The 25,645-nt window shown below is 71.2% G+C and carries 23 protein-coding genes and 1 pseudogene; 22 read left to right on the top strand and 2 right to left on the bottom strand.

Translation table 11 applies throughout. From position 1 onward, the window contains the following. The first annotated feature begins 498 nt into the window (after nt 1-498). Complete coding sequence (ftsY, locus tag ACSYGN_RS11385; RefSeq protein WP_460394495.1) at nt 499-1,707, top strand: signal recognition particle-docking protein FtsY; 1,209 nt, start codon at nt 499-501, stop codon at nt 1,705-1,707. A 122-nt stretch (nt 1,708-1,829) separates the two neighbouring features. Here the strand turns inward: ftsY and ACSYGN_RS11380 are convergent, their stop codons facing one another. Next, on the bottom strand, nt 1,830-2,504 hold the full coding sequence (locus tag ACSYGN_RS11380; RefSeq protein WP_460394493.1) for a bifunctional DNA primase/polymerase: 675 nt from the start codon (nt 2,502-2,504) through the stop codon (nt 1,830-1,832). Between the two features lie 445 nt (nt 2,505-2,949). On the opposite strand from ACSYGN_RS11380, the gene nsdA reads away from it, so the two are divergent. From nsdA to ffh, 5 genes are all read left to right on the top strand, one after another. Further along, a complete protein-coding gene (nsdA, locus tag ACSYGN_RS11375; RefSeq protein ID WP_460394491.1) occupies nt 2,950-4,425 on the top strand; it encodes a transcriptional repressor NsdA in 1,476 nt (491 codons plus the stop codon). A 454-nt stretch (nt 4,426-4,879) separates the two neighbouring features. Beyond that, nucleotides 4,880-6,232 (top strand): ammonium transporter, encoded by a 1,353-nt coding sequence (locus ACSYGN_RS11370; RefSeq protein ID WP_460394489.1) that lies wholly within the window; start codon nt 4,880-4,882, stop codon nt 6,230-6,232. Further along, nucleotides 6,229-6,567 carry a P-II family nitrogen regulator gene (locus ACSYGN_RS11365; RefSeq protein ID WP_360958503.1) on the top strand — a complete coding sequence of 113 codons (339 nt, stop codon included), beginning with the start codon at nt 6,229-6,231 and terminating at the stop codon, nt 6,565-6,567. The genes ACSYGN_RS11370 and ACSYGN_RS11365 overlap by 4 nt, the downstream gene beginning before the upstream one ends. Nucleotides 6,568-6,592: 25 nt before the next feature. Then, the gene (locus ACSYGN_RS11360) at nt 6,593-9,046 is read left to right on the top strand and encodes a [protein-PII] uridylyltransferase (RefSeq protein ID WP_460394487.1); all 2,454 of its coding nucleotides are present in this window, start codon (nt 6,593-6,595) and stop codon (nt 9,044-9,046) included. 220 nt (nt 9,047-9,266) lie between these two features. Next, the gene (gene ffh, locus ACSYGN_RS11355; RefSeq protein WP_460394485.1) at nt 9,267-10,817 is read left to right on the top strand and encodes a signal recognition particle protein; all 1,551 of its coding nucleotides are present in this window, start codon (nt 9,267-9,269) and stop codon (nt 10,815-10,817) included. 245 nt (nt 10,818-11,062) lie between these two features. On the opposite strand, the gene ACSYGN_RS11350 is transcribed toward ffh, so the two are convergent. Beyond that, entirely contained in the window at nt 11,063-11,920 is an 858-nt protein-coding gene (locus tag ACSYGN_RS11350; RefSeq protein WP_460394483.1) for a methyltransferase domain-containing protein, read from the bottom strand. Between the two features lie 509 nt (nt 11,921-12,429). Here ACSYGN_RS11350 and ACSYGN_RS11345 point away from each other — a divergent pair. From ACSYGN_RS11345 to whiG, 16 genes and pseudogenes are all read left to right on the top strand, one after another. Continuing rightward, a complete protein-coding gene (locus tag ACSYGN_RS11345; RefSeq protein ID WP_460394481.1) occupies nt 12,430-13,026 on the top strand; it encodes a hypothetical protein in 597 nt (198 codons plus the stop codon). Nucleotides 13,027-13,440: 414 nt separating this feature from the next. Then, the gene (gene rpsP / locus ACSYGN_RS11340) at nt 13,441-13,869 is read left to right on the top strand and encodes a 30S ribosomal protein S16 (protein WP_460394479.1); all 429 of its coding nucleotides are present in this window, start codon (nt 13,441-13,443) and stop codon (nt 13,867-13,869) included. 2 nt (nt 13,870-13,871) lie between these two features. Further along, on the top strand, nt 13,872-14,111 hold the full coding sequence (locus tag ACSYGN_RS11335) for an RNA-binding protein (protein WP_033526925.1): 240 nt from the start codon (nt 13,872-13,874) through the stop codon (nt 14,109-14,111). Nucleotides 14,112-14,200: 89 nt separating this feature from the next. After that, nucleotides 14,201-14,884 carry a ribosome maturation factor RimM gene (rimM, locus tag ACSYGN_RS11330; protein ID WP_460394477.1) on the top strand — a complete coding sequence of 228 codons (684 nt, stop codon included), beginning with the start codon at nt 14,201-14,203 and terminating at the stop codon, nt 14,882-14,884. Beyond that, nucleotides 14,884-15,717 carry a tRNA (guanosine(37)-N1)-methyltransferase TrmD gene (gene trmD, locus ACSYGN_RS11325; protein WP_460394475.1) on the top strand — a complete coding sequence of 278 codons (834 nt, stop codon included), beginning with the start codon at nt 14,884-14,886 and terminating at the stop codon, nt 15,715-15,717. The genes rimM and trmD overlap by 1 nt, the downstream gene beginning before the upstream one ends. A 137-nt stretch (nt 15,718-15,854) precedes the next feature. Then, the gene (gene rplS / locus ACSYGN_RS11320; RefSeq protein WP_351248863.1) at nt 15,855-16,205 is read left to right on the top strand and encodes a 50S ribosomal protein L19; all 351 of its coding nucleotides are present in this window, start codon (nt 15,855-15,857) and stop codon (nt 16,203-16,205) included. Nucleotides 16,206-16,250: 45 nt separating this feature from the next. Further along, nucleotides 16,251-17,006, top strand: a complete 756-nt coding sequence (lepB, locus tag ACSYGN_RS11315; protein ID WP_460394472.1) for a signal peptidase I — start codon at nt 16,251-16,253, stop codon at nt 17,004-17,006. Continuing rightward, entirely contained in the window at nt 16,999-18,105 is a 1,107-nt protein-coding gene (lepB, locus tag ACSYGN_RS11310; RefSeq protein ID WP_460394470.1) for a signal peptidase I, read from the top strand. The genes lepB (ACSYGN_RS11315) and lepB (ACSYGN_RS11310) overlap by 8 nt, the downstream gene beginning before the upstream one ends. Further along, nucleotides 17,996-19,060 (top strand): signal peptidase I, encoded by a 1,065-nt coding sequence (lepB, locus tag ACSYGN_RS11305; RefSeq protein ID WP_460394468.1) that lies wholly within the window; start codon nt 17,996-17,998, stop codon nt 19,058-19,060. The genes lepB (ACSYGN_RS11310) and lepB (ACSYGN_RS11305) overlap by 110 nt, the downstream gene beginning before the upstream one ends. A 172-nt stretch (nt 19,061-19,232) precedes the next feature. Further along, the gene (lepB, locus tag ACSYGN_RS11300; protein ID WP_460394466.1) at nt 19,233-20,018 is read left to right on the top strand and encodes a signal peptidase I; all 786 of its coding nucleotides are present in this window, start codon (nt 19,233-19,235) and stop codon (nt 20,016-20,018) included. Continuing rightward, nucleotides 20,008-20,536, top strand: a pseudogene (locus ACSYGN_RS11295) (NUDIX hydrolase). The gene lepB (ACSYGN_RS11300) and the pseudogene ACSYGN_RS11295 overlap by 11 nt, the downstream one beginning before the upstream one ends. Before the next feature lie 103 nt (nt 20,537-20,639). Then, on the top strand, nt 20,640-20,948 hold the full coding sequence (locus tag ACSYGN_RS11290) for a DUF2469 domain-containing protein (protein ID WP_008737534.1): 309 nt from the start codon (nt 20,640-20,642) through the stop codon (nt 20,946-20,948). Between the two features lie 142 nt (nt 20,949-21,090). Continuing rightward, nucleotides 21,091-21,462: a YraN family protein gene (locus ACSYGN_RS11285; RefSeq protein ID WP_460394463.1), complete on the top strand. Its 372-nt coding sequence runs from the start codon at nt 21,091-21,093 to the stop codon at nt 21,460-21,462. A 1-nt stretch (nt 21,463) separates the two neighbouring features. Further along, complete coding sequence (locus tag ACSYGN_RS11280; RefSeq protein ID WP_460394461.1) at nt 21,464-23,086, top strand: YifB family Mg chelatase-like AAA ATPase; 1,623 nt, start codon at nt 21,464-21,466, stop codon at nt 23,084-23,086. A 254-nt stretch (nt 23,087-23,340) separates the two neighbouring features. Then, nucleotides 23,341-24,522 (top strand): DNA-processing protein DprA, encoded by a 1,182-nt coding sequence (dprA, locus tag ACSYGN_RS11275; RefSeq protein ID WP_460394459.1) that lies wholly within the window; start codon nt 23,341-23,343, stop codon nt 24,520-24,522. A 236-nt stretch (nt 24,523-24,758) separates the two neighbouring features. Continuing rightward, complete coding sequence (whiG, locus tag ACSYGN_RS11270) at nt 24,759-25,601, top strand: RNA polymerase sigma factor WhiG (RefSeq protein ID WP_460394457.1); 843 nt, start codon at nt 24,759-24,761, stop codon at nt 25,599-25,601. Nucleotides 25,602-25,645 lie beyond the last annotated feature (44 nt).

The following is a 25,645-nucleotide window of genomic DNA, read 5'->3' as shown; positions in this document are numbered from 1 at the left end:
GATCCCCTTCGCCATGGGCGGGTGCGGGTGGCTGGTGGCTGGTCGCGCAGTTCCCCGCGCCCCTTTTGGGGCGCTGCCGGGTCCGGCGCGCAGAAGTGCCGGGACGCACGCCCGCCTCGCCCAGCCGCGGGCAGTCGTGCCGCTGCGGGGGTCCCCCCTGCTCGAAGAGCTTGGGGGAGGCACGGGTGGGCGCGGGCGGCAACCCGACAGCGCCGGGCTGCGCGACCTGCCCCTGCGGTACCCCGTCCGCGCCGGGCTGTGTGACCTTCCCAGGGCGGTAGGCCATCGGCACCGGGCTTGAGGCCTACGGCGGTAGGCCATCGGCACTGGGCTGTGAGGCCTACGGCGGTAGCCATCGGCACCGGGCTGCGAGGCCCACGGCGTAGCCATCGGTACCGGCCTGTTCCGTCAGCGCACCCACCGGGAGGCAACCCGCCGGGAGGTGACCGTTCGAGTCAGCCCGACTCTGACAACGTCGGGATGGATACTGGACGCGTTATGGAAACCGTCATCCTTGCTGTAGTCATCGCCGTGGTAGTGGTCGGCGTGCTCGGCGGGCTGGTCGTCGGCAGCCGACGGAAGAAGTCGCTGCCCCCGCCGCCCCCCACCACGCCCGACCTCACCGCCCCACCGGCCGAGCCGCACATCGGCGACGAGGCCGAAGCACCGCACGACGAACCGCGCCGGACCATAGAGGAGGTCGACCTCTCCGGAGGGGCACCGGCAACTGTCGAAGAGCCGCCTGTCGCGGAAGAGCTCCCGGTCCTCCCGATCGAGATCCCGGAGCCCACCGCCGGCCGTCTGGTGAGGCTCCGTGCCCGCCTCGCCCGCTCGCAGAACGCGCTGGGCAAGGGCCTGCTCACCCTCCTCTCCCGCGAGCACCTCGACGAGGACACGTGGGAGGAGATCGAGGACACCCTCCTCACCGCCGACGTCGGTGTGACCCCCACCCAGGAACTGGTCGAGCGGCTGCGTGAACGCGTCAAGGTGCTCGGCACCCGCACCCCCGCCGAGCTGCGCACCCTCCTCCGCGAGGAGTTGCTCACCCTCGTCGGCACCGGTTTCGACCGCACGGTGAAGACCGAGCCCGAGGCCAGCAAGCCCGGCATCGTGATGGTCGTCGGCGTCAACGGCACCGGCAAGACCACCACCACCGGCAAGCTCGCCCGCGTCCTCGTGGCCGACGGCCGCAGCGTGGTGCTCGGCGCTGCCGACACCTTCCGTGCCGCTGCCGCGGACCAGCTCCAGACCTGGGGCGAGCGGGTCGGCGCCTACACCGTGCGCGGCCCCGAGGGCGGCGACCCGGCCTCCGTGGCGTTCGACGCGGTCAAGGAGGGCAAGGAGATGGGCGCCGACGTGGTGCTCATCGACACCGCCGGTCGGCTGCACACCAAGACCGGGCTCATGGACGAGCTCGGCAAGGTCAAGAGGGTTGTGGAGAAGCAGGCACCGCTCGACGAGGTGCTGCTGGTCCTCGACGCCACCACGGGGCAGAACGGCCTAGTCCAGGCCAGGGTCTTCTCTGAGGTCGTCGACGTCACCGGCATCGTGCTGACCAAGCTGGACGGCACGGCCAAGGGCGGCATCGTGGTCGCCGTCCAGCGCGAGCTGGGCGTACCGGTCAAACTGGTCGGCCTAGGCGAAGGCGCCGACGACCTCGCGCCGTTCGAGCCGGAGGCGTTCGTTGACGCCCTCATCGGTGAATGACCACCACTTACCGACACCCGCAGCGCCCGCCCCCGCAGGACACAGCAGTTCGGGGACGGGCGCTTCCGTATGTATGGCCGGCCCCCTCGCCCCCTGGACCCCTGGACCCCTATGGGCAGCCTCTACGCCCGTGACCGGTGCGCCAGATACGCCAGCACCCCCAGCAGCAGCCGAGCCTCCGGCGGGCGAGTCGCCGTGTCCAGCGCGGGGGAGCGCAGCCACCGCACCGGGCCGAGGCCGCCCCGGTCCGAGGGCGGCGCCGTGATCCACGTACCGGGGCCGAGACCGCGCAGATCGAGGGCGGCCGGGTCGTCCCAGCCCATGCGGTAGAGCAGCGCCGGCAGTTCGGCGGCGGCACCGGGGGCGACGAAGAACTGCACACGGCCCTGGGGCGTCACCGCGACCGGGCCCAGCGGCAGGCCCATCCGCTCCAGCCGCACCAGCGCCCGCCGCCCGGCAGGCTCGGCGACCTCGATCACGTCGAACGTCTGTCCCACCGCCAGCAGCACCGCGGCGCCCGGCACCTCGGCCCACGCCCGGGCGACCTCGTCCAGGGTGGCCCCGGCCGGGACCCGGGGCGCGAACTCCAGCGGATGCGCGCCGGGCGCCCGGCAGCCGGCGCGCCCGCACGAGCACACACCCGCCGCGGCCCGCGCCCCCGGCACCACGTCCCAGCCCCACAGCCCGGTGTACTCCGCGACCGTGGTGCACTCCGACCAACGGGACGAACGGTCAGTGCGGCCGCGCCGACGCGCGCCGGAACGCATTTCGCGGATGCCGCCGATCGTGAAGTCCATGCCCCCTCCAACGGGTCCGGCGCGCCGGTGGTTACGAGACGGAGCCGGATAGTGACCCTCTGTTTCCGGTTTCCCCGTTTCGCACGATCCAGGCGGCGCCCGGAAGCGCCAGGGGTGGTGCGCTCGTCCGCATGCGCCCCTGCGTGCATCGCTGCGCCCGCTCCCGGCCGTCCGGTGTCAAGTGAAGCGTTAAGAGGCAACCGTTAGTTCATTCGAAGGGGTGGCGAATGGTGGCGTTTCCGGGATCGCCGTGGCTGGGACGGTGATCGTAGGATTACGGTGTGTGCACGAGTCCTGGGGACACAAGCACTCGTGGGTATGCCGGAGGCATGGTGGCATCCCGTTCGAAGGGTGAGAAGTGGCGGACGGGCGGCCGTATTTACCGGCATTCTGATAGGGCTTGGCGCGATCGGCGTCAAGTGGTCTCAGGGATGGGGGAGTTCCAGTGGGCGACAGTGGCGGAGGCGGGACAAACGCTGACAAGCGCCCCAATGAGCTGCTCGCTTCGTGGTTCGTGCGCAGCGGCTGGTCCAAGGGTGAACTGGCTCGCCAGGTCAACCGCAGGGCACGCCAGTTGGGCGCGAACCACATTTCCACCGACACTTCAAGGGTGCGCCGCTGGCTGGACGGCGAGAACCCGCGCGAGCCGATCCCCAGAATTCTCTCCGAGTTGTTCTCCGAGCGGTTCGGCTGCGTCGTCTCCGTCGAGGACCTCGGACTGCGCGCCGCACGCCAGTCACCCTCCGTCTCCGGGATCGACCTGCCGTGGACGGGCCCGCAGACCGTCGCCCTGCTCAGCGAGTTCTCGCGCAGCGACCTGATGCTGGCGCGGCGCGGCTTCCTCGGGAGCTCGCTGGTGCTGTCCGCGGGCCCGTCGCTCATCGAGCCGATGCAGCGCTGGCTCGTCCCCGGCCCCGCCGCCCCGCGCGACGACGCCGACACCCCGTCCCCCGGCCGGGCCCGCGGCCGGCTCTCCAAACCCGAGCTGGAACTGCTGGAGTCCACCACGGTGATGTTCCGCCAGTGGGACGCCCAGTGCGGCGGCGGACTGCGCCGCAAGGCCGTCGTGGGACAGCTCCACGAGGTGACCGACCTCCTCCAGGAGCCCCACCCCGCCGCCACCGGCCGCACCCTGTTCAAGGTCGCCGCCGAACTCGCCGAACTCGCGGGCTGGATGAGCTACGACGTCGGTCTCCAGCCCAGCGCCCAGAAGTACTTCGTCCTCGCCCTGCACGCCGCCAAGGAAGCCGGTGACCGCCCCCTCGGCTCGTACATCCTCTCCAGCATGAGCCGCCAGATGATCCACCTCGGCCGCCCCGACGACGCCCTGGAGCTCATCCACCTCGCCCAGTACGGCAGCCGTGACTGCGCCGGCCCCCGCACCCAGGCCATGCTGTATGCGATGGAGGCCCGCGCGTACGCCAACATGGGCCAGCCCGGCCGCTGCAAGCGCGCCGTCCGCATGGCCGAGGACACCTTCGCCGACGCCGCCGACTGGGACGAGCCGGACCCCGACTGGATCCGCTTCTTCAACGAGGCCGAGCTGTACGCCGAGAACAGCCACTCCTTCCGCGACCTCGCCTATGTCGCCGGCCGCAGCCCCGCCTACGCCTCGCTCGCCGAACCCCTCATGCAGAGAGCCGTGGAGCTGTTCGCCGAGGACACCGAGCACCAGCGGTCGTACGCGCTCAACCTGATCGGCATGGCCACCGTGCATCTGCTGCGCCGCGAACCCGAGCAGGGCGCCGACTACGCCCGGCAGGCCATGCGTGTCGCAAAAAAGGTGCGCTCCGAGCGCGTCAACACTCGTATTCGAAAGACCGTCGACACAGCGGTCCGCGACCACGGCGACCTCGCCGAGGTCGTCGAGCTCGGCGAACAGCTCGTCGTGGACCTCCAGGAGGCCGCCGAAGCGGTCTGAACGGCCCGCACCACCCCGAGACCCCGGCCGCGGCCGGTCCTCCCGAACTGCCCGACTCGGCTCCCCCATGCCAGGTCATCCGGAGGACCACCGTGGCCGGGCACCCCTTTGCGCCTAAACCGGCGCCGCTCTCGCGGACGTGGTTGCTCGCCGTCTGGGTTGCTCAATTGATGGTTGCGGTGGTCGTCGCCGCCTCATCCGGTTCCCGTATGACGGAGCTCGTTCCTCCCACCCGCCGAAGGTTGCGCCACGATAACGATAGAAACGCCCCGCATCCGGCAGTTCATTCACCCGTAACACGCAAGGCGCCTTCGTCACTGCGGCGAAACAACGAGGGGCGTCGACCGAAACGGCGCTGCGAAATTCTCATGGCGCATAACCGGCCCACCCCTCACTGACCGGACCGCTCAGGCTTCGCCCGCACGGGGCCGTACCAACCGACGAGGAGACGCCGATGGCACCAGCCATCACGCTTGCCGCGGAAGCACCCAAGCTGTCATCCGCGAACACCGGCTTCATGCTCATCGCATCCGCCCTGGTGTTGATCATGACTCCCGGACTGGCCTTCTTCTACGGAGGCATGGTCCGGGTCAAGTCCACCCTCAACATGCTGATGATGAGCTTCATCAGCATGGGTGTCGTGACCATCCTCTGGGTGCTCTACGGCTTCTCCATGAGCTTCGGCACCGACCACGGCTCCCTCATCGGCTGGACCGGTGATTACGTCGGCTGGGCCGGCATCGACAAGATGGACCTGTGGCCGGGCTACACCATCCCGGTGTTCGTCTTCGCCGTCTTCCAGATGATGTTCGCGATCATCACACCGGCCCTGATAAGCGGCGCCCTCGCGGACAGAGTCAAGTTCAGCGCCTGGACCCTGTTCCTGCTGCTGTGGGCCACCATCGTGTACTTCCCGGTCGCCCACTGGGTCTGGGGCACCGGCGGCTGGGCCTACGAACTCGGCGTGATCGACTTCGCGGGCGGAACGGCGGTCCACATCAACGCGGGCGCCGCGGCACTCGGCGTGATCCTCGTCATCGGCAAGCGCGTCGGCTTCAAGAGAGACCCGATGCGCCCGCACAGCCTCCCGCTGGTCATGCTCGGCGCGGGCCTCCTGTGGTTCGGCTGGTTCGGCTTCAACGCCGGATCCTGGCTCGGCAACGACGACGGCGTCGGCCCGCTGATGTTCGTCAACACCCAGATCGCCACCGGCGCCGCCATGCTCGCCTGGCTCGGCTACGAGAAGATCCGCCACGGCGCCTGCACCACCCTCGGTGCCGCCTCCGGCGCAGTCGCCGGCCTCGTCGCCATCACCCCCTCCGGCGGCGCGGTCTCCCCGCTCGGCGCGATCGCCGTCGGCGCCGTCGCCGGTGTCGCCTGCGCCTCGGCCGTCGGCCTGAAGTTCCGCTTCAACTACGACGACTCCCTCGACGTCGTCGGCGTCCACATGGTCGGCGGCATCACCGGCTCCCTCCTCATCGGCCTCCTCGCCAGCGGCAAGGGCCAGTCGGACGTCAAGGGCCTGTTCTACGGCGGCGGGATGCACCAGTTCTGGATCCAGTGCGCCGGAGTCTTCGCCGTCCTCGCCTACTCCCTGATCGTCTCCGCGGTCCTCGCCTTCCTCCTCGACAAGACCATCGGCATGCGGGTCAGCGAGGACGAAGAGGTGTCCGGCATCGACCAGGCCGAGCACGCCGAGACCGCATACGACTTCAGCGGCACGGGCGGCGGCATCGTCGGCAGCTCCGCCGCACCCGCCCCGGCCACGGCGCAGGGCACGACGCAGAGCAAGAAGGTGGACGCATGAAGCTCATCACCGCCGTCGTGAAGCCTCACCGGCTCGACGAGATCAAGGAAGCCCTCCAGGCCTTCGGAGTACACGGGCTGACCGTCACCGAGGCCAGCGGCTACGGTCGCCAGCGGGGACACACCGAGGTCTACCGGGGTGCCGAGTACACGGTCGACCTGGTCCCCAAGATCCGCATCGAGGTCCTGGCCGAGGACGACGACGCCGAGCAGCTGATCGACGTCATCGTCAAGGCCGCCCGCACCGGCAAGATCGGTGACGGCAAGGTGTGGTGCCTCCCGGTCGAGACGGCCGTCCGGGTACGCACCGGCGAGCGCGGCCCCGACGCGCTCTGACCAGCAGAAGAACAGGAGTCGCCGGGTGACGGGCACGCACGTGCACAACGAAACAGAGGATTCGGGATCCGGCGGCTACGCGGCGGCCCGGCTGCGCCTCCTCCAGGAGGGGGCGCGGACCGGGCCGCCGCGCCGCACCGCCCTCAGCGAGCTGACCGACGGCTGGCTCACCGGGCTCTTCACCACCGCCGCCCAGGGCCTCAAGGGCGTCAGCCTCGTCGCCGTCGGCGGCTACGGACGCGGCGAACTCTCCCCGCGCAGCGACCTCGACCTCCTCCTGCTGCACGACGGCGGCGACCCCAAGACCATCGCCGCCGTCGCCGACCGCCTCTGGTACCCCGTCTGGGACCTAGGCCTCGCCCTCGACCACTCCGTCCGCACCCCCGCCGAGGCCCGCAGGACCGCCGGCGACGACCTCAAGGTCCAGCTCGGCCTCCTCGACGCCCGCCACCTCGCCGGCGACCTCGGCCTCACCGCCGCACTGCGCACCGCCGTCCTCGCAGACTGGCGCAACCAGGCGCCGAAACGTCTCCCCCAGCTCCAGGAGCTGTGCGCCGAACGCGCCGCACGCCAGGGCGAACTCCAGTACCTCCTCGAACCCGACCTCAAGGAGGCCCGCGGCGGACTGCGCGACGCCACCGCCCTGCGCGCCGTCGCCGCCTCCTGGCTCGCCGACGCCCCCCGCGAAGGCCTCGACGACGCCCGCCGCCGCCTCCTCGACGTACGCGACGCCCTCCATCTGACCACCGGCCGCGCCACCGACCGCCTCGCCCTCCAGGAGCAGGACCAGGTCGCCGCCGAACTCGGCCTCCTCGACGCCGACACCCTGCTCCGCCAGGTCTACGAGGCCGCCCGCGTCATCTCCTACGCCAGCGACGTCACCTGGCGCGAAGTCGGCCGTGTCCTGCGCTCCCGCGCCGTACGGCCCCGGCTGCGCGCCATGCTCGGCGGCGGCAAACCGGTGCCCGACCGCTCCCCGCTCGCCGAGGGCGTCGTCGAACAGGACGGCGAGGTCGTGCTCGCCCGCGCCGCCCGCCCCGACCGCGACCCCGTCCTCCCGCTGCGCGCCGCGGCCGCCGCCGCCCAGGCCGGACTCCCGCTCTCCCTGCACGCCGTACGGCACCTCGCCGGCACCGTGCGCCCGCTGCCCACCCCCTGGCCCGCCGAGGCCCGCGAACAGCTCGTCACCCTGCTCGGCTCCGGCCATCCCACCGTCGAGGTCTGGGAAGCCCTGGAGGCCGAGGGACTGATCACCCGCCTGCTGCCCGACTGGGAGCGGGTCCGCTGCCGCCCCCAGCGCAACGCCGTCCACGTCTGGACCGTCGACCGCCACCTCATCGAGACCGCAGTCCGCGCCTCCGAGTTCACGCGCCGGGTCAGCCGACCCGACCTCCTCCTCGTCGCCGCGCTGCTCCACGACATCGGCAAGGGCTGGCCGGGCGACCACTCCGTGGCCGGCGAGATCATCGCCAAGGACGTCGCCACCCGCATCGGCTTCGACCGCGCCGACGTCGCCGTACTCGCCGTACTCGTACGCCACCACCTGCTGCTCGTCGAGACCGCCACCCGGCGCGACCTGGAGGACCCGGCCACCGTGCGCGCGGTCGCCGACCTCGTCGGCACCCAGAGCACCCTGGAACTGCTGCACGCCCTCACCGAGGCCGACGCCCTCGCCACCGGCCCCGCCGCCTGGTCCTCCTGGCGCGGCTCCCTCGTCGCCGAACTCGTCCGCCGGGTCTCCGCACTGCTCGCCGGCGACGCCCTCGACGAACCCGAGCCCGGCGCGCCCACCGCCGAACAGGAACGGCTCGCCGTCGAGGCCTTCCGCACCGGCGGACCCGTGCTCGCACTGCGCGCCCAGACCGAGCCGCCCACCGACGACGAGCCCACCGGCGCCCCCGAACCGCTCGGCGTGGAGCTGCTGATCGCCGTACCGGACCAGCCGGGCGTGCTGCCCTCGGTGTCCGGCGTCCTCGCCGTGCACCGGCTGACCGTCCGCACCGCCGAACTACGCGCCCTCGACATGCCCGACGGCTTCGGCGACAACGGCTCCGTGCTGCTGCTCGACTGGCGCGTCGCGGCCGAGTACGGCTCCCTGCCACAGGCCGCCCGGCTCCGCGCCGACCTGGTACGGGCCCTGGACGGCTCCCTCGACATCGCCGCCCGCCTCGCCGAACGCGACGCCGCCTACCCGCGCCGCCGGGGCGTCATCGCCCCGCCGCCCCGCGTGAAGGTCGCCCCGGCCGCCTCCCGGCACGCCACGGTGATCGAGGTCCGCGCCCAGGACGCCCCCGGCCTGCTCTTCCGCATCGGCCGCGCCCTGGAGGACGCGGGGGTGCGGGTCCGCAGCGCCCATGTCTCGACCCTGGGCGCCAACGCGGTCGATGCTTTTTACGTGACGATGCCCACGGGCTCACCCCTGCCGGTGCAGGAGGCGGAGGCGGTGGCGCGGAAGCTGGAGGAGACGTTGCGGGCGTGACCTTGGGGTCGTGTCACGCGTTTACCGGGAGTGCTCCCCGCTGGTGCGGGGGTCGTCCGGGCAGGCTTTGCGAGGCCGACATGGACGCCACGTGCTCCCCGCACGCGCGGGGGCGTGTCCCCGCCCGCTGCATACAGCTGGCGGGGACGATTTGCCTGCCGGGCCGGATACTCTGGAGGGCAGCCCCGAAACGACTCCGACCCCGAGGACCGACGCCGCCGTGTTCGATACTCTCTCCGATCGCCTCTCAGCGACTTTCAAGAACCTGCGCGGCAAAGGACGGCTGTCCGAGGCGGACATCGACGCCACGGCCCGTGAGATCCGCATCGCGCTGCTCGAAGCGGACGTGGCGCTGCCCGTCGTGCGCACCTTCATCAAGAACGTGAAGGAGAGGGCCCTCGGGAGCGAGGTCTCCAAGGCCCTCAACCCCGCGCAGCAGGTCCTCAAAATCGTCAATGACGAGTTGGTCACCATCCTCGGCGGTGAGACCCGGCGCCTGCGCTTCGCCAAGCAGCCGCCGACCGTTATTATGCTGGCCGGTCTCCAAGGTGCCGGTAAGACCACGCTCGCGGGCAAGCTGGGCCACTGGCTGAAGGAGCAGGGCCACTCCCCGCTGCTCGTCGCCGCAGACCTCCAGCGCCCCAACGCCGTCAACCAGCTCAGCGTCGTCGCCGAGCGGGCCGGTGTCGCGGTCTACGCGCCCGAGCCGGGCAACGGGGTCGGCGACCCGGTCAAGGTCGCCAAGGACTCCCTCGACTACGCGAAGTCCAAGGTCCACGACATCGTGATCGTTGACACCGCCGGCCGCCTGGGCATCGACCAGGAGATGATGCAGCAGGCGGCGGACATCCGCGATGTGACTCGACCGGACGAGATCCTTTTCGTCGTCGACGCGATGATCGGTCAGGACGCCGTCAACACGGCCGAGGCGTTCCGCGACGGCGTGGGCTTCGACGGTGTGGTGCTGTCCAAGCTCGACGGCGACGCCCGCGGTGGTGCCGCCCTGTCGATCCGGCAGATCACCGGTAAGCCGATCATGTTCGCGTCGAACGGCGAGAAGCTCGACGACTTCGACGCGTTCCACCCGGACCGGATGGCCTCCCGCATCCTCGACATGGGTGACCTGCTCACCCTGATCGAGCAGGCGGAAAAGACGTTCAGCCAGGAAGAGGCCCAGAAGATGGCCTCCAAGCTGGCGTCGAAGAAGGGCCAGGACTTCACCCTGGACGACTTCCTGGCTCAGATGGAGCAGGTCAGGAAAATGGGGTCGATCAGCAAGCTCTTGGGCATGTTGCCGGGCATGGGCCAGATCAAGGACCAGATCAACAACCTCGACGAGCGCGACGTCGACCGCACCGCCGCGATCATCAAGTCGATGACCCCGGCCGAGCGCCAGGAACCGACGATCATCAACGGCTCCCGCCGCGCCCGTATCGCCCGTGGTTCCGGTGTCGAGGTCAGCGCCGTGAAGAATCTGGTCGAACGGTTCTTCGAGGCCCGCAAGATGATGTCCCGGATGGCGCAGGGCGGCGGGATGCCGGGTATGCCGGGGATCCCGGGCATGGGCGGCGGCCCCGGCCGTTCCAAGAAGCAGCCGAAGCAGGCCAAGGGCAAGCAGCGCTCCGGCAACCCGATGAAGCGCAAGCAGCAGGAGCAGGAGGCCGCCGCCCGCCGCGCGGCAGCAGCCCAGGGCGGCAACGCGCTCGGGCTGCCGCAGCAGGGCGGCCAGGACTTCGAACTCCCGGAGGAGTTCAAGAAGTTCATGGGCTGACCAGCCCGCACACGGTTGTATGCCGGGGGCGCCCTCCATACAGGGGGCGCCCCCGTTTCGTACCGACATCCGGCAGTCGACCGCCGTCAGCCCGCGGGCAGTCGTGCCGCTGGGGCGGCACGGGTGGGCGCGGACGGCAACCCGATAGCGCCGGGCTGCGCACCAACAACGCACGACGATGCGCATGGCCGCGCGGCAGCGGTTGCGCCGGATCCCGCGTCGGGTAGCCCGCCGGAGGCTGGAGGCTACGGAACCCGGGCGATGAGATAGCGGAAGACGTTCGGCATCCACACGGTGCCGCCCCGCCGCACGAACGGCTGAAGAGCCTCCGCCAGTTCCTTGCCGACCTGTGTCTGGTCCGCCGCGGCCACGGCCCGGTCGAACAGGCCCGTGGACATCAGGCCGCGTACGGCGCTGTCCGTGTCGGCGTAGCCGAACGGGCACGCCACCCGCCCCGAGCCGTCCGGCCGCAGCCCGGCGCGCTCGGCGACCTCCTCCAGGTCGTCACGCAGGGCGGGCCGCCAGCAGCCCGTGCCGCGCGTCGCCGCCTCCGCCGGCGCGGCGGCCACCCGCAGCACATCGGAGGTGGAGCAGCGCTCCGGCGGTCCCCAGCCGACCACCACCACCGGCGTCCCGCGCTCGGCGAGCGGTGCCGCGGCCGTGAGCTGCGCCTCCAGCCGTTGGGTGTCGCCCGCGCGGCAGCCGACGGGTTCGAAGGCGGTCACCAGGGTGTACGGGGGTGTCTCGGTGTCGGCCGCGCTTCGGGCGGAGCCCTCGACGATCCGGGCGGCCACCCGCGCGCGCGGGCCGCGGGCATCGGACTGGAGGCGGGCCCGCGCGAGGGCGAGCCGTTCGGGGGAGGAATCGACTCCGGTGATCGCGGCTCCTCTGGACGCCCCCATCAGCAGGGCGAGTCCGGAACCGCAGCCGAGGCCCAGCAGCCGGGTTCCGGGGCCCACTTCGAGCCGTTCGTAGACGGCTTCGTAGAGCGGTACGAGCATTCGCTCCTGGATCTCCGACCAGTCACGCGCGCGTGCACACAGGTCCACCCGGGGCGCGGGCCCCGCGTGAGGCAGATGGTGCCGCACGAGCGTAGGTGTCATCAGTAAGCGCCCCAATCTGCCGAAGGTGCACGGGTGTTCCCGTGTCTGGACCCCGTGCTACGCGCTTGCGATCCCCCGTGGGTGTTCCCGTATGCCAGGTAACTCCCCGTCCGACCGGTCGTCCAGGGGTTGCGGAGCCCGGGATGCCGTCCGGCGGGCCAGGTGGCCAGATTTCACATGCCGGTTACCTGGGGCCGTAGCATCAGGCCATGGCGGGGGCACCCGTTCCGGATCGCCGGTGAAGGGCCGGTTCCGGGCGGTGCGGGCGTAAGCGGTAACGTCACCGTCATCACTCGGGCCCCGGCCGCGCCGATACCGCGCGCCGACGCCGCGCCGACATCGGGACTACGTCAGACTACGTACCGGCTTGGTACGAGCTGTGCGGCTTCTCCGCAGATCAGCGCACCCGCCCTCGTCGGGACGCATCAGTGGAAACTGACGGGTACGTGCAAATTATTTGGGATGGCCCGGAATCGGAACACTGAGGCACCCCGGCTCGTTGTCATTACGTGAGCACGACACAGACACCACCTGTTCTCGCCGCAGAGCTGGCAGAGGCGTGGGCCGACATTCAGCGGTACCACCCCGAGCTGCCGGATCTCGCCGCGCCAGAGTCCCTGATCGGGGAGTCGTCGTCCGCGTGCGGTCACGAACTCTCCTTCGAGCGGCTGCTCCATGAGGCAGTCCACGGCATCGCCGCCGCCCGCGGGGTGCGCGACACCTCCCGGGCCGGCCGCTACCACAACCGCCGATTCCTCGCGATCGCCGAGGAGCTGGGCCTGGACCACCCCGAGGAGCCGCATCCGAGCAGCGGCTTCTCGCTGGTCACGCTCAACGCCGAGGCCAAGCGCCGCTACCGCCCGACCATCGAGCGGTTGCAGCGCGCCCTGAAAGCCCACACGGCCGCCACAGCGGCGGACACCACCCGCACCTTCCGAGGCCCTGCCGCCCGGCACGGTTCGTCCGGCGGCGGTGTCCGTGTCAAGGCGGTCTGCGACTGCGGCCGTAACGTCCGAGTGGTCCCGTCGGTCCTGGCCCAGGCCCCGATCGTCTGCGGCGGCTGCGGCAAACCCTTCCGCATCCCCGAGGTGGCAGGCGCGGCGTAAGGCACCAAGGAGCACCGGCATCTCGTGGACGCCGGTCATCACACAACCAAAGACGCACAGGGGTGCCGACGGGCGACGGCCGTCAGTCCGCGGGCAGTCGTGCCGCACGGGGGTCCCCCCTGCTCGAAGAGCTTGGGGGAGGCACGGGTGGGCGCGGACGGCACCCCGAAAGCGCCGGGCTGCGCACCCGACGTACGTGCACCGTGGCGCCGGGTGCCGATCCAGCGCGCCCAGCCGCAGCAAACCCCCAGCCAAAGCAACCCGCAGGGTATGGCACAATGGCTAGCTGTACTCGACAGCCGCACAGGACCCCTCTCTCCTCCGGCTGACGCGTCCATCGGGCCACTCGGGTACCGCAGCCCCACGCGGCCATCCCGCTGTGCCCACCCCGTCAAACCAGGAGAACCCACTCCCGTGGCAGTCAAGATCAAGCTGAAGCGTCTGGGCAAGATCCGTTCGCCTCACTACCGCATCGTCGTCGCCGACTCCCGTACCCGCCGTGACGGCCGGGCCATCGAGGAGATCGGGCTGTACCACCCGGTGCAGAACCCGTCGCGCATCGAGGTCGACGGCGAGCGCGTGGCGTACTGGCTCTCCGTCGGCGCCCAGCCGACCGAGCCCGTGCTCGCCATCCTGAAGAAGACCGGCGACTGGCAGAAGTTCAAGGGCGAGCCCGCCCCGGCTCCGCTGCTGCTGCCGGCCGACAAGGCCGTCCGTCCGACGTTCGAGGCTCTCGGCGGCGACGACGACGGCAAGGGTGAGGCCATCACCCAGAAGAAGAAGGCCGAGAAGAAGGACGAGGCTGCCGCCGAGTCGTCTTCGTCTGAGTCGACCGAGGCCTGAGCATGCTCGAGGAGGCTCTCGAGCACCTCGTGAAGGGCATCGTCGACTACCCCGACGACGTACAGGTGGCCTCGCGCAATCTGCGCCGCGGCAGGGTGCTCGAGGTCCGGGTGCACCCCGACGACCTCGGCAAGGTGATCGGCCGTAACGGCCGTACCGCGCGCGCCCTGCGCACCGTCGTGGGTGCCATCGGCGGTCGCGGAGTCCGTGTCGACCTCGTCGACGTGGACCACGTCCGCTGAGTTTCAATACACAGCAGCACCGGCTCGGGCCGGGGAGGGCCGATCGGCCCTCCCCGGCCCGTGGTCGTGGATGAGGAGAACCGAGCACAGTGCAGTTGGTAGTCGCGCGCATCGGCCGTGCCCATGGCATCAAGGGCGAGGTCACCGTCGAGGTCCGTACCGACGAGCCGGAGCTGCGGCTCGCGCCCGGCGCCGTCCTGTCCACCGATCCCCCCTCGGCAGGGCCGCTCACCATCGAGACCGGCCGGGTGCACAGCGGCCGGCTGCTGCTGCGCTTCGAGGGCGTCGCCGACCGCACCGGCGCCGAGGCCCTGCGCAACACCCTCCTGATCGCCGAGGTCGACCCGGCGGAGCTGCCCGAGGAGGAGGACGAGTACTACGACCATCAGCTCATCGACCTCGATGTGGTGACCGAGGACGGGGCGGAGGTGGGCCGGATCACCGAGATCTCGCATCTGCCCTCCCAGGACCTCTTCATCGTCGAGCGGCCCGACGGCAGCGAGGTGATGATCCCCTTCGTCGGGGAGATCGTCACGGAGATCGACCTGGAGGAGCAGAGGGCCGTCATCGCCCCGCCCCCCGGTCTGATCGACGACCGGGCGGCCCGCGACGAAGTCGCTGATGGGCACAGCGCTTCCGCCCGGGACGAGACCGAACCGGCCGAAGACAAGACCGAACCGGCCGAAGACAAGACCGAAGGCAAGACCGACTCGGCCGGAGACAAGACCGACTCGGCCGGGGACGACACCGCTCCGGCCCGGGACGAGGCGTGATGCGGCTCGACGTCGTCACGATCTTCCCCGAGTACCTGGAGCCCCTGAACGTCTCCCTGGTCGGCAAGGCCCGCGCGCGCGGACAGCTCGACGTACGGGTGCACGACCTGCGGGCGTGGACGTACGACCGGCACAACACGGTCGACGACACGCCGTACGGCGGCGGCCCCGGCATGGTCATGAAGACGGAGCCCTGGGGCGACGCCCTGGACACCGTCCTCACCGACGGCTACGAGGACGGCGCGCACGCGCCCGCGATCATCGTGCCCACCCCGAGCGGCCGGCCCTTCACCCAGGAACTCGCCGTGGAGCTCTCCGAGCGGCCCTGGCTGATCTTCACGCCCGCACGCTACGAGGGCATCGACCGGCGTGTCATGGACGAGTACGCCACCCGGCTGCCGGTCTACGAGGTGTCCATCGGCGACTACGTCCTGGCCGGCGGCGAGGCGGCCGTCCTGGTCGTCACCGAGGCCGTGGCCCGGCTGCTGCCCGGTGTCCTCGGCAATGCCGAGTCGCACCGCGACGACTCCTTCGCGCCCGGCGCCATGGCCAGCCTCCTGGAGGGCCCCGTCTACACCAAGCCGCCGCTCTGGCGCGGCCGGGACATCCCCGAGGTGCTGCTCAGTGGCCACCACGGGAAGATCGCCCGCTGGCGCCGTGACGAGGCGCTGCGCCGCACCGCGGCCAACCGGCCCGATCTCATCGAGCGCTGCGACCCCGCCGGCTTCGACAAGAAGGACCGCGAGATGCTCTCGATCCTGGGCTGGGCTCCCGACCCGGAGGGGGCGCCCTACGGCCGATTTTGGTCCAGGCCAGAGGGCATGGAAGAATAGACCGCTGTTGTGCGCCGTCCGGCGTGCGCCCCTGCCACAGGGGGACACGACGTCCGTCCCGACCCGCGTGCAGTCTCCTTACCGAACACCTAGTTCCCGCTGATGACCTGTGGCATCGGCGAAGAAAGCAGACAGACATGTCTCACCTGCTCGACACCGTCGACTCCGCGTCGCTGCGCAGCGACATCCCGGCCTTCCGTCCGGGTGACACCGTCAACGTCCACGTGCGCGTCATCGAGGGCAACCGCTCCCGTGTGCAGCAGTTCAAGGGCGTGGTGATCCGCCGCCAGGGCTCCGGTGTCCGCGAGACCTTCACGGTCCGCAAGGTCTCGTTCTCCGTCGGCGTCGAGCGCACCTTCCCGGTGCACACCCCGATCGTCGAGAAGATCGAGCTCGTCACCCGTGGTGACGTGCGCCGCGCCAAGCTGTACTACCTGCGCGACCTGCGCGGCAAGGCGGCGAAGATCAAGGAGAAGCGCGACAACTGAGCGCGTCCAGGAGTCCTCGGCGGGGCCGGATAGCATCTGGCTCCGATGGACACCGAAGCAGAGCAGACGGAGCGCGACCGCTCCCCCCGCCCTTCCACCGCCGGGCAGACCCCGGACGGCAAGGGGCCGGAGGGGCGGTCGCGTTCCGCGTTGCTGTCGCGGCTGTGGCTGCGGCTGAGGCCCACCGGTCCGTCGGCGCGGCTCGCCGACTGGCTGCCGGGCGGCCGGATCGTCCTCACCCTCCTCGTCTGCCTGGTTTCGGTGCTGCTCCTGAACACATTCGTGGCTCAGCCTTTCCAGATTCCCAGCGGATCCATGGAGCCGGGATTGAGGATCGGAGACCGCGTTCTCGTAGATAAGTTGGCATACGGTTCCGGTGCCCGGCCGCAGCGCGGCGATGTGATCGTGTTCGACGGGACCGGCTACTTCGGGCACGCGGACTATGTGAAGCGCGTTGTAGGGGTGGGAGGCGACCATGTGGTCTGCTGCGACAAGGAGGGCAGGATCGAGGTGAACGGCCGGCCGGTGGACGAGACGGCGTTCCTCCATCCCGGGGACAGCCCGTCCGAGGTGGACTTCGACGTCGTCGTGCCCCACGGCACGGTCTTCGTCCTCGGGGATCACCGCAGCGACTCCGCCGACTCCCGCGACCATCTGGGCTCGCCGGGCGGCGGCATGATCCCGGTGAGCGCGGTGATCGGCCGCGCCGACTGGATCGTATGGCCGCCGGGCCGTGCCACTCGGCTGGAGCGGCCAGGCGCCTATGCACAAGTGCCCGCCGCGGACGGTGCCCGTGGGTAACCGGGGCAAGCCGCGCCGTCCGACGCCGCCCGCCAGTTCCTTCGGGACGGAGAGTCTGCTGCCCACCGGGGCGCGGCGTTCCTCGGCGGGGAGCGGTCCCACCGGGCGTTCGCGTGCGGAGCGGCGCAGGCTCCAGCGCAAGGTCAAGCGGAAACGCAGGCGCGGCGCGGTCCGTGAGATACCCCTGCTGGTGGGTGTCGCCGTGCTGATCGCCCTGGTGCTGAAGACGTTCCTGGTGCAGGCGTTCGTGATCCCCTCGGGGTCGATGGAGCAGACGATCCAGATCGGTGACCGTGTGCTGGTCGACAAGTTCACCCCGTGGTTCGGCTCCGAGCCCAAGCGGGGCGATGTCGTCGTCTTCCACGACGAGGCCGGCTGGCTGGACGGCGAGCCGACGACCAAGAAGAACGACCCGATCGTCGTCAAGCAGGTGAAGGAAGCACTCACCTTCATCGGTCTGCTGCCTTCCGACAACGAGAAGGATCTCATCAAGCGGGTCATCGGGGTCGGCGGCGACCACGTCAAGTGCTGTGACAGCCAGGGCCGGGTGACCGTCAACGGCGTGCCGTTGACGGAGGGCGATTATCTGTATCCGGGGAACGCGCCGTCTGCGCAGGCGTTCGACATCACCGTCCCCAAGGGGCGGCTGTGGGTGATGGGCGACCACCGCGGAAACTCCGCGGACTCCCGGTACCACCAGGACAAACCGTACAAGGGAACCATCTCCCAGGACTGGGTGGTGGGCCGTGCCATGTGGATCGGCTGGCCCGTCGGCCACTGGACGAGTCTGAACGAACCTAAAACCTTCGCAAGCGTGACGGACTCCGTGTCGGGAACGACCGCGTCCGACCAGCGGTCGCATAGGGTTGCTACGGACGTTTTGAAGGCGACGGTCCAGCTCCCGACCCCTGCGGAACTCCCGCTCGTTATGGGAGTGGTGGGCCTGCACCGTATCTGGGGCAGGCGGCGGCAGAGAGTGAGGAGTTGGCGTGGGGGATGTGGCGGTTGGCGCACGGTCGGGGCACGACGGCGAGGAGGACCGCGGGCACCCTGTGGACGCCGTCCCCGCCGCGGACGGCGTCATGACCTCCGGGAATGACGCCCGGGACACTTCCGGGACCCATGCCCGGGACACCGAGGACGGAGCTGTGACGGACGACCAGACCCCCGACGGGGGCCCCGACCGGGATTTCGGCCCGGACCAGGGGCCGGAGCGTCCGGCGAGGCGGCCCGCGCGGCCGCGGTCGTTCTGGAAGGAACTGCCCCTGCTGATCCTGATCGCGCTGGTGCTGGCGCTGCTGATCAAGACGTTTCTGGTGCAGGCGTTCTCCATCCCGTCCGACTCGATGCAGAACACGCTCCAGCAGGGCGACCGGGTGCTCGTCGACAAGCTCACCCCGTGGTTCGGCTCCAAGCCGGAGCGCGGTGAGGTGGTCGTCTTCCACGACCCGGGTGACTGGCTGAAGGGCGAGCCGACGCCCGAGCCGAACGCCGCGCAGAAGGTCCTCAGCTGGATCGGCCTGATGCCGTCCGCGGAGGAGAAGGACCTGATCAAGCGGGTCATCGGCGTCGGCGGTGACACCGTGGAGTGCAAGGGCACCGGCCCGCTGAAGGTCAACGGCCACGCGCTGAACGAGCAGTCGTACGTGTATCCGGGCAACACCCCGTGCAGCCAGGACACCGAGGGCGGCCAGTTCAAGGTGAAGGTGCCCAAGGGCTACATCTGGGTGATGGGCGACCACCGCCAGAACTCCCGCGACTCGCGCTACAACCAGACCGACAAGCACCACGGCATGGTCCCGGTGAAGGACGTCGTGGGGCGCGCCATCGTGAAGGCGTGGCCGATCACGCGCTGGGGCACCCTGCCGGTCCCGGACACCTTCGACCAGAACGGCATCGGCGACCAGTCCTCGGCCTCGGCCGCCCTGACGGTCGCCCCGGAGGGCCTGGCCCTGGCCGGGGTCGTGCCGGTGGCGCTGTGGCGGCGCCGTCGGACGTCCGGTGCGCGGGCTGAGCGGGAGACCGAGACCCCGGTCTCGTCGTCCGCGTCGTAGACCGTGAGGGACCGCGGGGCCCGGTGAGACCCTCACCGGGCCCCGCGGGCCTGTCGTCAAATTCCCGCCAGCCTCCTTCGGGCGGACGACGGGAATTTGACGACAGGCCCTCGGTTCCGGTCGCCGGAGAGGGGCTGACCGCGGTTGGTACCGACGGGTAGGGTGCGGGTCCATGGGTGGCGAGAGCACGACACAGACGGCCCCGCACGGTGGCGGCACCGGCGCGGTCCCGGCGGGCAGCCGGACCGGTGACCGGCTCTCCGGACTGGTCATCGCACTGGGGCTGGTGATGTTCCTCGGCGGCTTCGTGTGGGGGGCGGTGGTGTACCGGCCGTACACCGTGCCCACCAGTTCGATGTCGCCGACGATCGGGACCGGCGACCGGGTGCTCGCCCAGCACATCGACGGCTCCGAGGTGCGGCGCGGTGATGTGGTCGTCTTCAAGGACACCAGTTGGGTCAAGAACGCGTCGGTGGTCAAGCGGGTCGTCGCGGTCGGCGGGGACACGGTGTCCTGCTGCACCGACGGCAAGCTGACCGTCAACGGCAAGGAGATCGACGAGCCCTATCTGCCCAAGGGCAGCCTGGCCGAGATCACCGGCTTCCCGACGGTCACGGTCCCCAAGGGTCGGCTGTTCCTGCTCGGTGACGAACGCCAGGGCTCGCTGGACTCCACCGCCCATCTCACGGACGCCGCCCGGGGCACCGTCGCGCGCAGCGCCGTGACGGCACGGGTGGACGCCGTGGTGTGGCCCGCCAAGGGCATGCTCAAGCGGCCCACCGGCTTCGAGACCCTCGGAAGCCTCTCCCAGCCGGGCCCGCTGCGCATGATCGTGCTGCTGATCGTGGTGGGCGCCGTGATGATCCTCGGTGGTGCGGCGTACGGCCCCGTCGCCAAGAGGGTGGGCCGTGCCAGGGCCCGCGGTGGAGCCCGTCCGGAGGCCGCCGGTGCCCGCTGAGGTGCCGCTCCCGCGGGAGGAGCCGTACGAGGGCGGGCTGCGCAAGGTGGCCCGGGTGGTGCTGCTCGATCCCGAGGACCGCATCCTGCTGTTGCACGGCCATCAGCCCGACGATCCGGCCGACGACTGGTGGTTCACCCCAGGGCGGCGGTCTGGAGGGCGACGAGACCCGTGAGCAGGCCGCGCTGCGGGAGCTGTTCGAGGAGACCGGGATCACCGAGGTCGAGCTGGGCCCGATGCTGTGGCGGCGGATGTGCTCCTTCCCGTTCGCGGGCCGCCGCTGGGACCAGGACGAGTGGTACTACCTGGCCCGTACGACGCAGACGGCGATCGAGGCGCGGGCCCTGACCGAGCTGGAGCGGCGCAGTGTCGCAGGAGCGCGCTGGTGGACCTGCCGTGAACTGACCCGGGCGCGTGAGACGGTGTATCCGAGCAGACTCGCCGAGCTGCTGCGCACCCTGCTCGCCGAGGGCCTGCCGGCGGGCCCCATGACCCTGGATCCGGAAATCGTCCGGTAACCGCCCCGGCGGACCCCGCATAGGGTGGTGAACCGGAAATCGTCTGTGGGCGCAGGGGACTGGCGCACAATGGTGGGATCGCACGGCTGAAGGGGAACATGCCATGAGCGCCGAGGACCTCGAGAAGTACGAGACCGAGATGGAGCTCAAGCTCTACCGGGAGTACCGAGATGTCGTCGGTCTGTTCAAATATGTGATCGAGACCGAGCGGCGCTTCTATCTCACCAATGACTACGAGATGCAGGTCCACTCGGTGCAGGGCGAGGTGTTCTTCGAGGTGTCCATGGCGGACGCCTGGGTGTGGGACATGTACCGGCCGGCTCGGTTCGTGAAGCAGGTGCGCGTCCTGACGTTCAAGGACGTGAACATCGAGGAGCTGAACAAGACCGACCTGGAGCTGCCGGGCAGCTGATGCGGCGATTGACGCTGCGTCTGCTGCCGTCGGCGGTGTCACTCGTACGGGTGGCGGAGTTGTCCACAACCGGCGGGTAACACACCAAGATCCACTTCTGTCGGCCCGGTGCGGGACGGTCGGTGCCGGAGGTGGTGCCGACATGGACGCACAGCTGGCACGCAGTGCACTCGGCAGGTACGGCGAGGAGCTGGCCGCGCGGCGGCTGGCCGAGGCCGGGATGACGGTCCTGGAGCGCAACTGGCGCTGCGGCAGGACCGGAGAGATCGACATCGTCGCCCGCGACGGCGATGTCCTGGTGGTCTGCGAGGTCAAGACCCGCCGGGGCGGTGGGTACCAGCACCCGATGGCCGCGGTGACCCCGCGGAAGGCGGACCGGCTGCGCGCCCTCGCCGCGCGCTGGATCGAGGAACACGGCGGAGCCCCGCCGGGCGGCGTCCGTATCGACCTGGTCGGCGTCGTGCTGCCTTCGCGCGGCGCGCCCGTGGTCGAGCACGCGCGGGGGGTGGCCTGAGATGGGGTTCGCGCGGACCTGTGCGGTGGCGCTGGTGGGCGTCGAGGGAGTGGTGGTCGAGGTCCAGGCCGACCTGGAGCCCGGTGTCGCCGCGTTCACGCTGGTGGGGCTGCCGGACAAGAGCCTGAGCGAGAGCCGGGACCGGGTGCGGGCGGCGGTGACCAACTCGGGCGGCGAGTGGCCGCAGAAGAAGCTCACGGTGGGGCTCAGCCCGGCGTCGGTGCCGAAGGCCGGCAGCGGGTTCGACCTCGCCATCGCCTGTGCGGTGCTCGGCGCCGCGGAGCGGATCGACCCCCGGGTCCTCACCGACCTGGTGATGATCGGGGAACTCGGTCTCGACGGACGGGTGCGGCCGGTGCGGGGCATCCTGCCCGCGGTGCTGGCGGCGGCCGACGCCGGGTACGAGCAGGTCGTGGTCCCGGAGTGCGCAGCGGCGGAGGCCGCGCTGGTGCCGGGGGTGTCCGTGCTCGGCGTGCGCAGCCTGCGCCAGCTGATCGCCGTCCTGACCGACGAACCGGTGCCCGAGGAGGAGCGGTCCGACGAACAGGGCCGCCCCGATCCGCTGCTCGCCGGACTCCGGGTGCCCGGCAGCGGGGCGGACGCGGCGGCCTCCGGCGCCGCCTGGCTGGACCGGGGGCTCGACCTCGCGGACGTCGTCGGCCAGGTCACCGCCCGCACCGGTGTGGAGGTGGCCGCGGCCGGCGGGCACCATCTGTTCCTCGAAGGTCCGCCCGGCGCGGGCAAGACCATGCTCGCCGAACGGCTGCCCGCCGTACTGCCCCGGCTCACCCGCGAGGAATCCCTGGAGGTCACCGCCGTCCACTCGATCGCCGGACTGCTGCCGCCCGGCAAGCCGTTGATCGACATGCCGCCCTACTGCGCCCCGCACCACTCGGCCACCATGCAGTCCCTCGTCGGCGGCGGCAACGGTGTCGCCCGGCCCGGCGCGGTGGCCCTCGCCCACCGTGGCGTGCTCTTCCTCGACGAGGCGCCCGAGTTCCACAGCCGCACCCTGGACGCCCTTCGCCAGCCGCTGGAGTCCGGGTGCGTGGTCATCGCGCGCAGCGCGGGCGTGGTGCGGTTCCCTGCGCGGTTCCTGATGGTGCTCGCGGCCAATCCGTGCCCCTGCGGCCGCTTCTCGCAGCGCGACACGCTGTGCGAGTGCCCGCCCTCGGCGATCCGCCGCTACCAGGCCCGGCTCTCCGGGCCGCTCCTCGACCGGGTCGATCTGCGCGTCGAGGTCGACCCGGTCACCCGGGCCGAGCTCACCGCGCCCGGTGCGCGGGGCGAGTCCACCGCAACGGTCGCCGACCGGGTCCGTACGGCCAGGGAGCGGGCCGCCGCCCGGCTCGCGGACACCCCGTGGCGCACCAACAGCGAGGTGCCCGGCCGGGAGCTGCGCACCCGCTGGCACACCGTGCCGGGCGCCATGGACGAGGCCGAGCGCAGCCTGGAGCGGGGCGCGCTCACCGCGCGCGGTATCGACCGCGTCCTGCGGGTGGCCTGGACGGTCGCCGACCTAGTAGGCCGACCCCGCCCTGACGCCACCGACGTCGCCCTGGCCCTCCAGTTGCGGACCGGGGTGCCCCGGGGCGTACCGATGGCCATCGGGGCGCTGACATGACCGGGGGCGGGGACGCAGCCAGGGAAGACGGTGTGGACGTGGCCATGGGGGAAGGTGTGACCGGGGGCGCGGACCCGCGAGCGGGGACGGGGGCCCGCGGCGCGGCAGGCGGACGGGGTGCGCCGGGAGGGGGCGATACGGCGCGCGGAGACCACCCGCCGGGGACGGGCGGTGCGACGGGAACGAGGGATACGCCGAGGGCGAGGGAGGCGCCGAGGACGGGTGATGCGTCGAGGGCGAGGGAGGCACCGGGGATGGGTGATGGCTGGGGGACGCCGGGTGAGGGGGGTGGTGCGGACGCCGAGACGCTCGCGCGGGTGTTTCTCAGCCGGGTCGTCGAGCCCGGGGACGAGGTCGCCGGGCGGTGGGTGCGGGAGCGCGGGGCCGGGGAGGTGGTCCGGCGGCTGCGGGAGGGTGGGCCGCCGCTGCCCGGGGTGAGCGGCACACGGTGGGCGGGGTTGCTGGCCAGGGCCGAGCGGGCGCGCCCGGAGGACGACCTCGCCGTGGCCCGGGAGGCGGGCGTGCGGTTCGTGCCGCCCGGCGCCGCGGAGTGGCCGGGGCAGTTGGACGACCTCGGCGACGGGCGGCCGCTGGGGCTGTGGGTGCGCGGGCGGCCCAGTCTGCGGATGTGGGCGCTGCGCTCGGTCGCCGTCGTCGGTGCCCGCGCCTGCACCGAGTACGGCGCGCATGTCGCCACGGCTCTCGCCGCGGGGCTCGCCGAGCACGGGTGGGTCGTGGTGTCCGGCGGCGCGTACGGCGTCGACGGGGCCGCGCACCGGGGCGCGCTGGGCGCGGGCGGGGCGACCGTCGCGGTGCTGGCCTGCGGGATCGACCGGCCCTATCCGCGCGGTCACGCCGAGCTGATCGGCCGGATCGGGCAACAGGGCCTGGTGGTGGGGGAACTGCCGCCCGGTGATCATCCGACGCCGAGCCGGTTCGTCCTGCGCAACCGGGTGATCGCCGCGCTCACCCGGGGCACGGTCGTCGTCGAGGCCGCCTGCCGCAGCGGCTCGCTCGTCACCGCGCGGGCCGCCCGGCGGCTGGGACGGCACATGATAGGGGTACCGGGGCCGGTCACCAGCGCGCTCTCCGCCGGGGTGCACGAACTGCTGCGTGCCGAGGCGGTCCTGGTCACGGACGCGGCCGAGGTCGTCGAACTGGTCGGGGACATGGGCGAACTGGCCCCCGACCGGCGCGGCCCCGTCCTCCCGCGCGACCTGCTGGATCCGGCCGCCCGCCGTGTCCTGGACGCGCTGCCCGGCGGCCGGGAGGCGGAGACCGGCGAGATCGCGCGGGGCGCGCAGACCACGGACGACGACGCGCTCGCGCGGCTGTACGAACTCCGATCACTTGGTTACGTCGAACGACACGGCCGTGGCTGGAAGTTGACACGTGAGGCGGTGATCTCCGCACGGGCGGGCCGGGGGCCGTGCTGACCGAGCGTGTTCGCCCTGTCGGATCGACCGCTGTGGCGTGGGGTTTTTCCGGACCCGGTCTACACGGACGGCGACACAGCGTGACCGTTGTGATTCGACCGGGCACCTCGCGGAATGAATCCGCGCACGGACCCGGTGCCGGTCTTCGCACACCGCGACACTCCAGTCACGCTACGCTCACGAGGATTCCGGCAGACAACCGGCAAATATCGACACTCGACGGCACAAGGCGACGAATGCCCCAGCACACCTCCGGGTCCGACCGGGCGGCGGCCCCCCCAGCCGCCCGCGACGGTGGCAGCGTGCGGCCGCCCGCCCCCTCGACGCTCGACGAGCTGTGGCGGTCGTACAAGGCGACGGGGGACGAGCGGTTGCGGGAGCAGCTGATCCTGCACTACTCACCGCTCGTGAAATATGTGGCGGGCCGGGTGAGCGTCGGCCTGCCGCCCAACGTGGAGCAGGCCGACTTCGTGTCCTCCGGGGTGTTCGGGCTGATCGATGCGATCGAGAAGTTCGACATCGACCGGGAGATCAAGTTCGAGACGTACGCGATCACCCGGATCCGCGGCGCGATGATCGACGAACTGCGCGCCCTGGACTGGATCCCGCGCTCGGTGCGGCAGAAGGCGCGGAACGTGGAGCGGGCCTACGCCACGCTCGAGGCGCGGTTGCGGCGCACCCCGAGCGAGGCCGAGGTGGCCCGTGAGCTGGGCATCGCGGTCGACGAACTGCACGCCGTCTTCAGTCAGTTGTCGCTGGCCAACGTGGTGGCGCTGGAGGAGCTGCTGCATGTGGGCGGCGACGGGGGCGACCGGCTCAGCCTCATGGACACCCTGGAGGACACCGCCGCCGACAACCCGGTCGAGGTCGCCGAGGACCGGGAGCTGCGCCGCTTCCTGGCGCGGGCGATCAACACCCTGCCGGACCGTGAGAAGACCGTCGTCACGCTCTACTACTACGAGGGCCTCACGCTCGCCGAGATCGGCAATGTGCTGGGCGTGACGGAGAGCCGGGTCAGCCAGATCCACACCAAATCGGTGCTCCAGTTGCGAGCGAAGCTGGCAGGGTTCGGCCGGTGAACGGGCGCCACGACTCCCACCAGGGGCGGTTCGGTACGTAGAGT

This window comes from Streptomyces sp. YIM S03343 (genome assembly GCF_054729195.1).
This window is presented reverse-complemented; position numbering and strand designations above follow the sequence as displayed.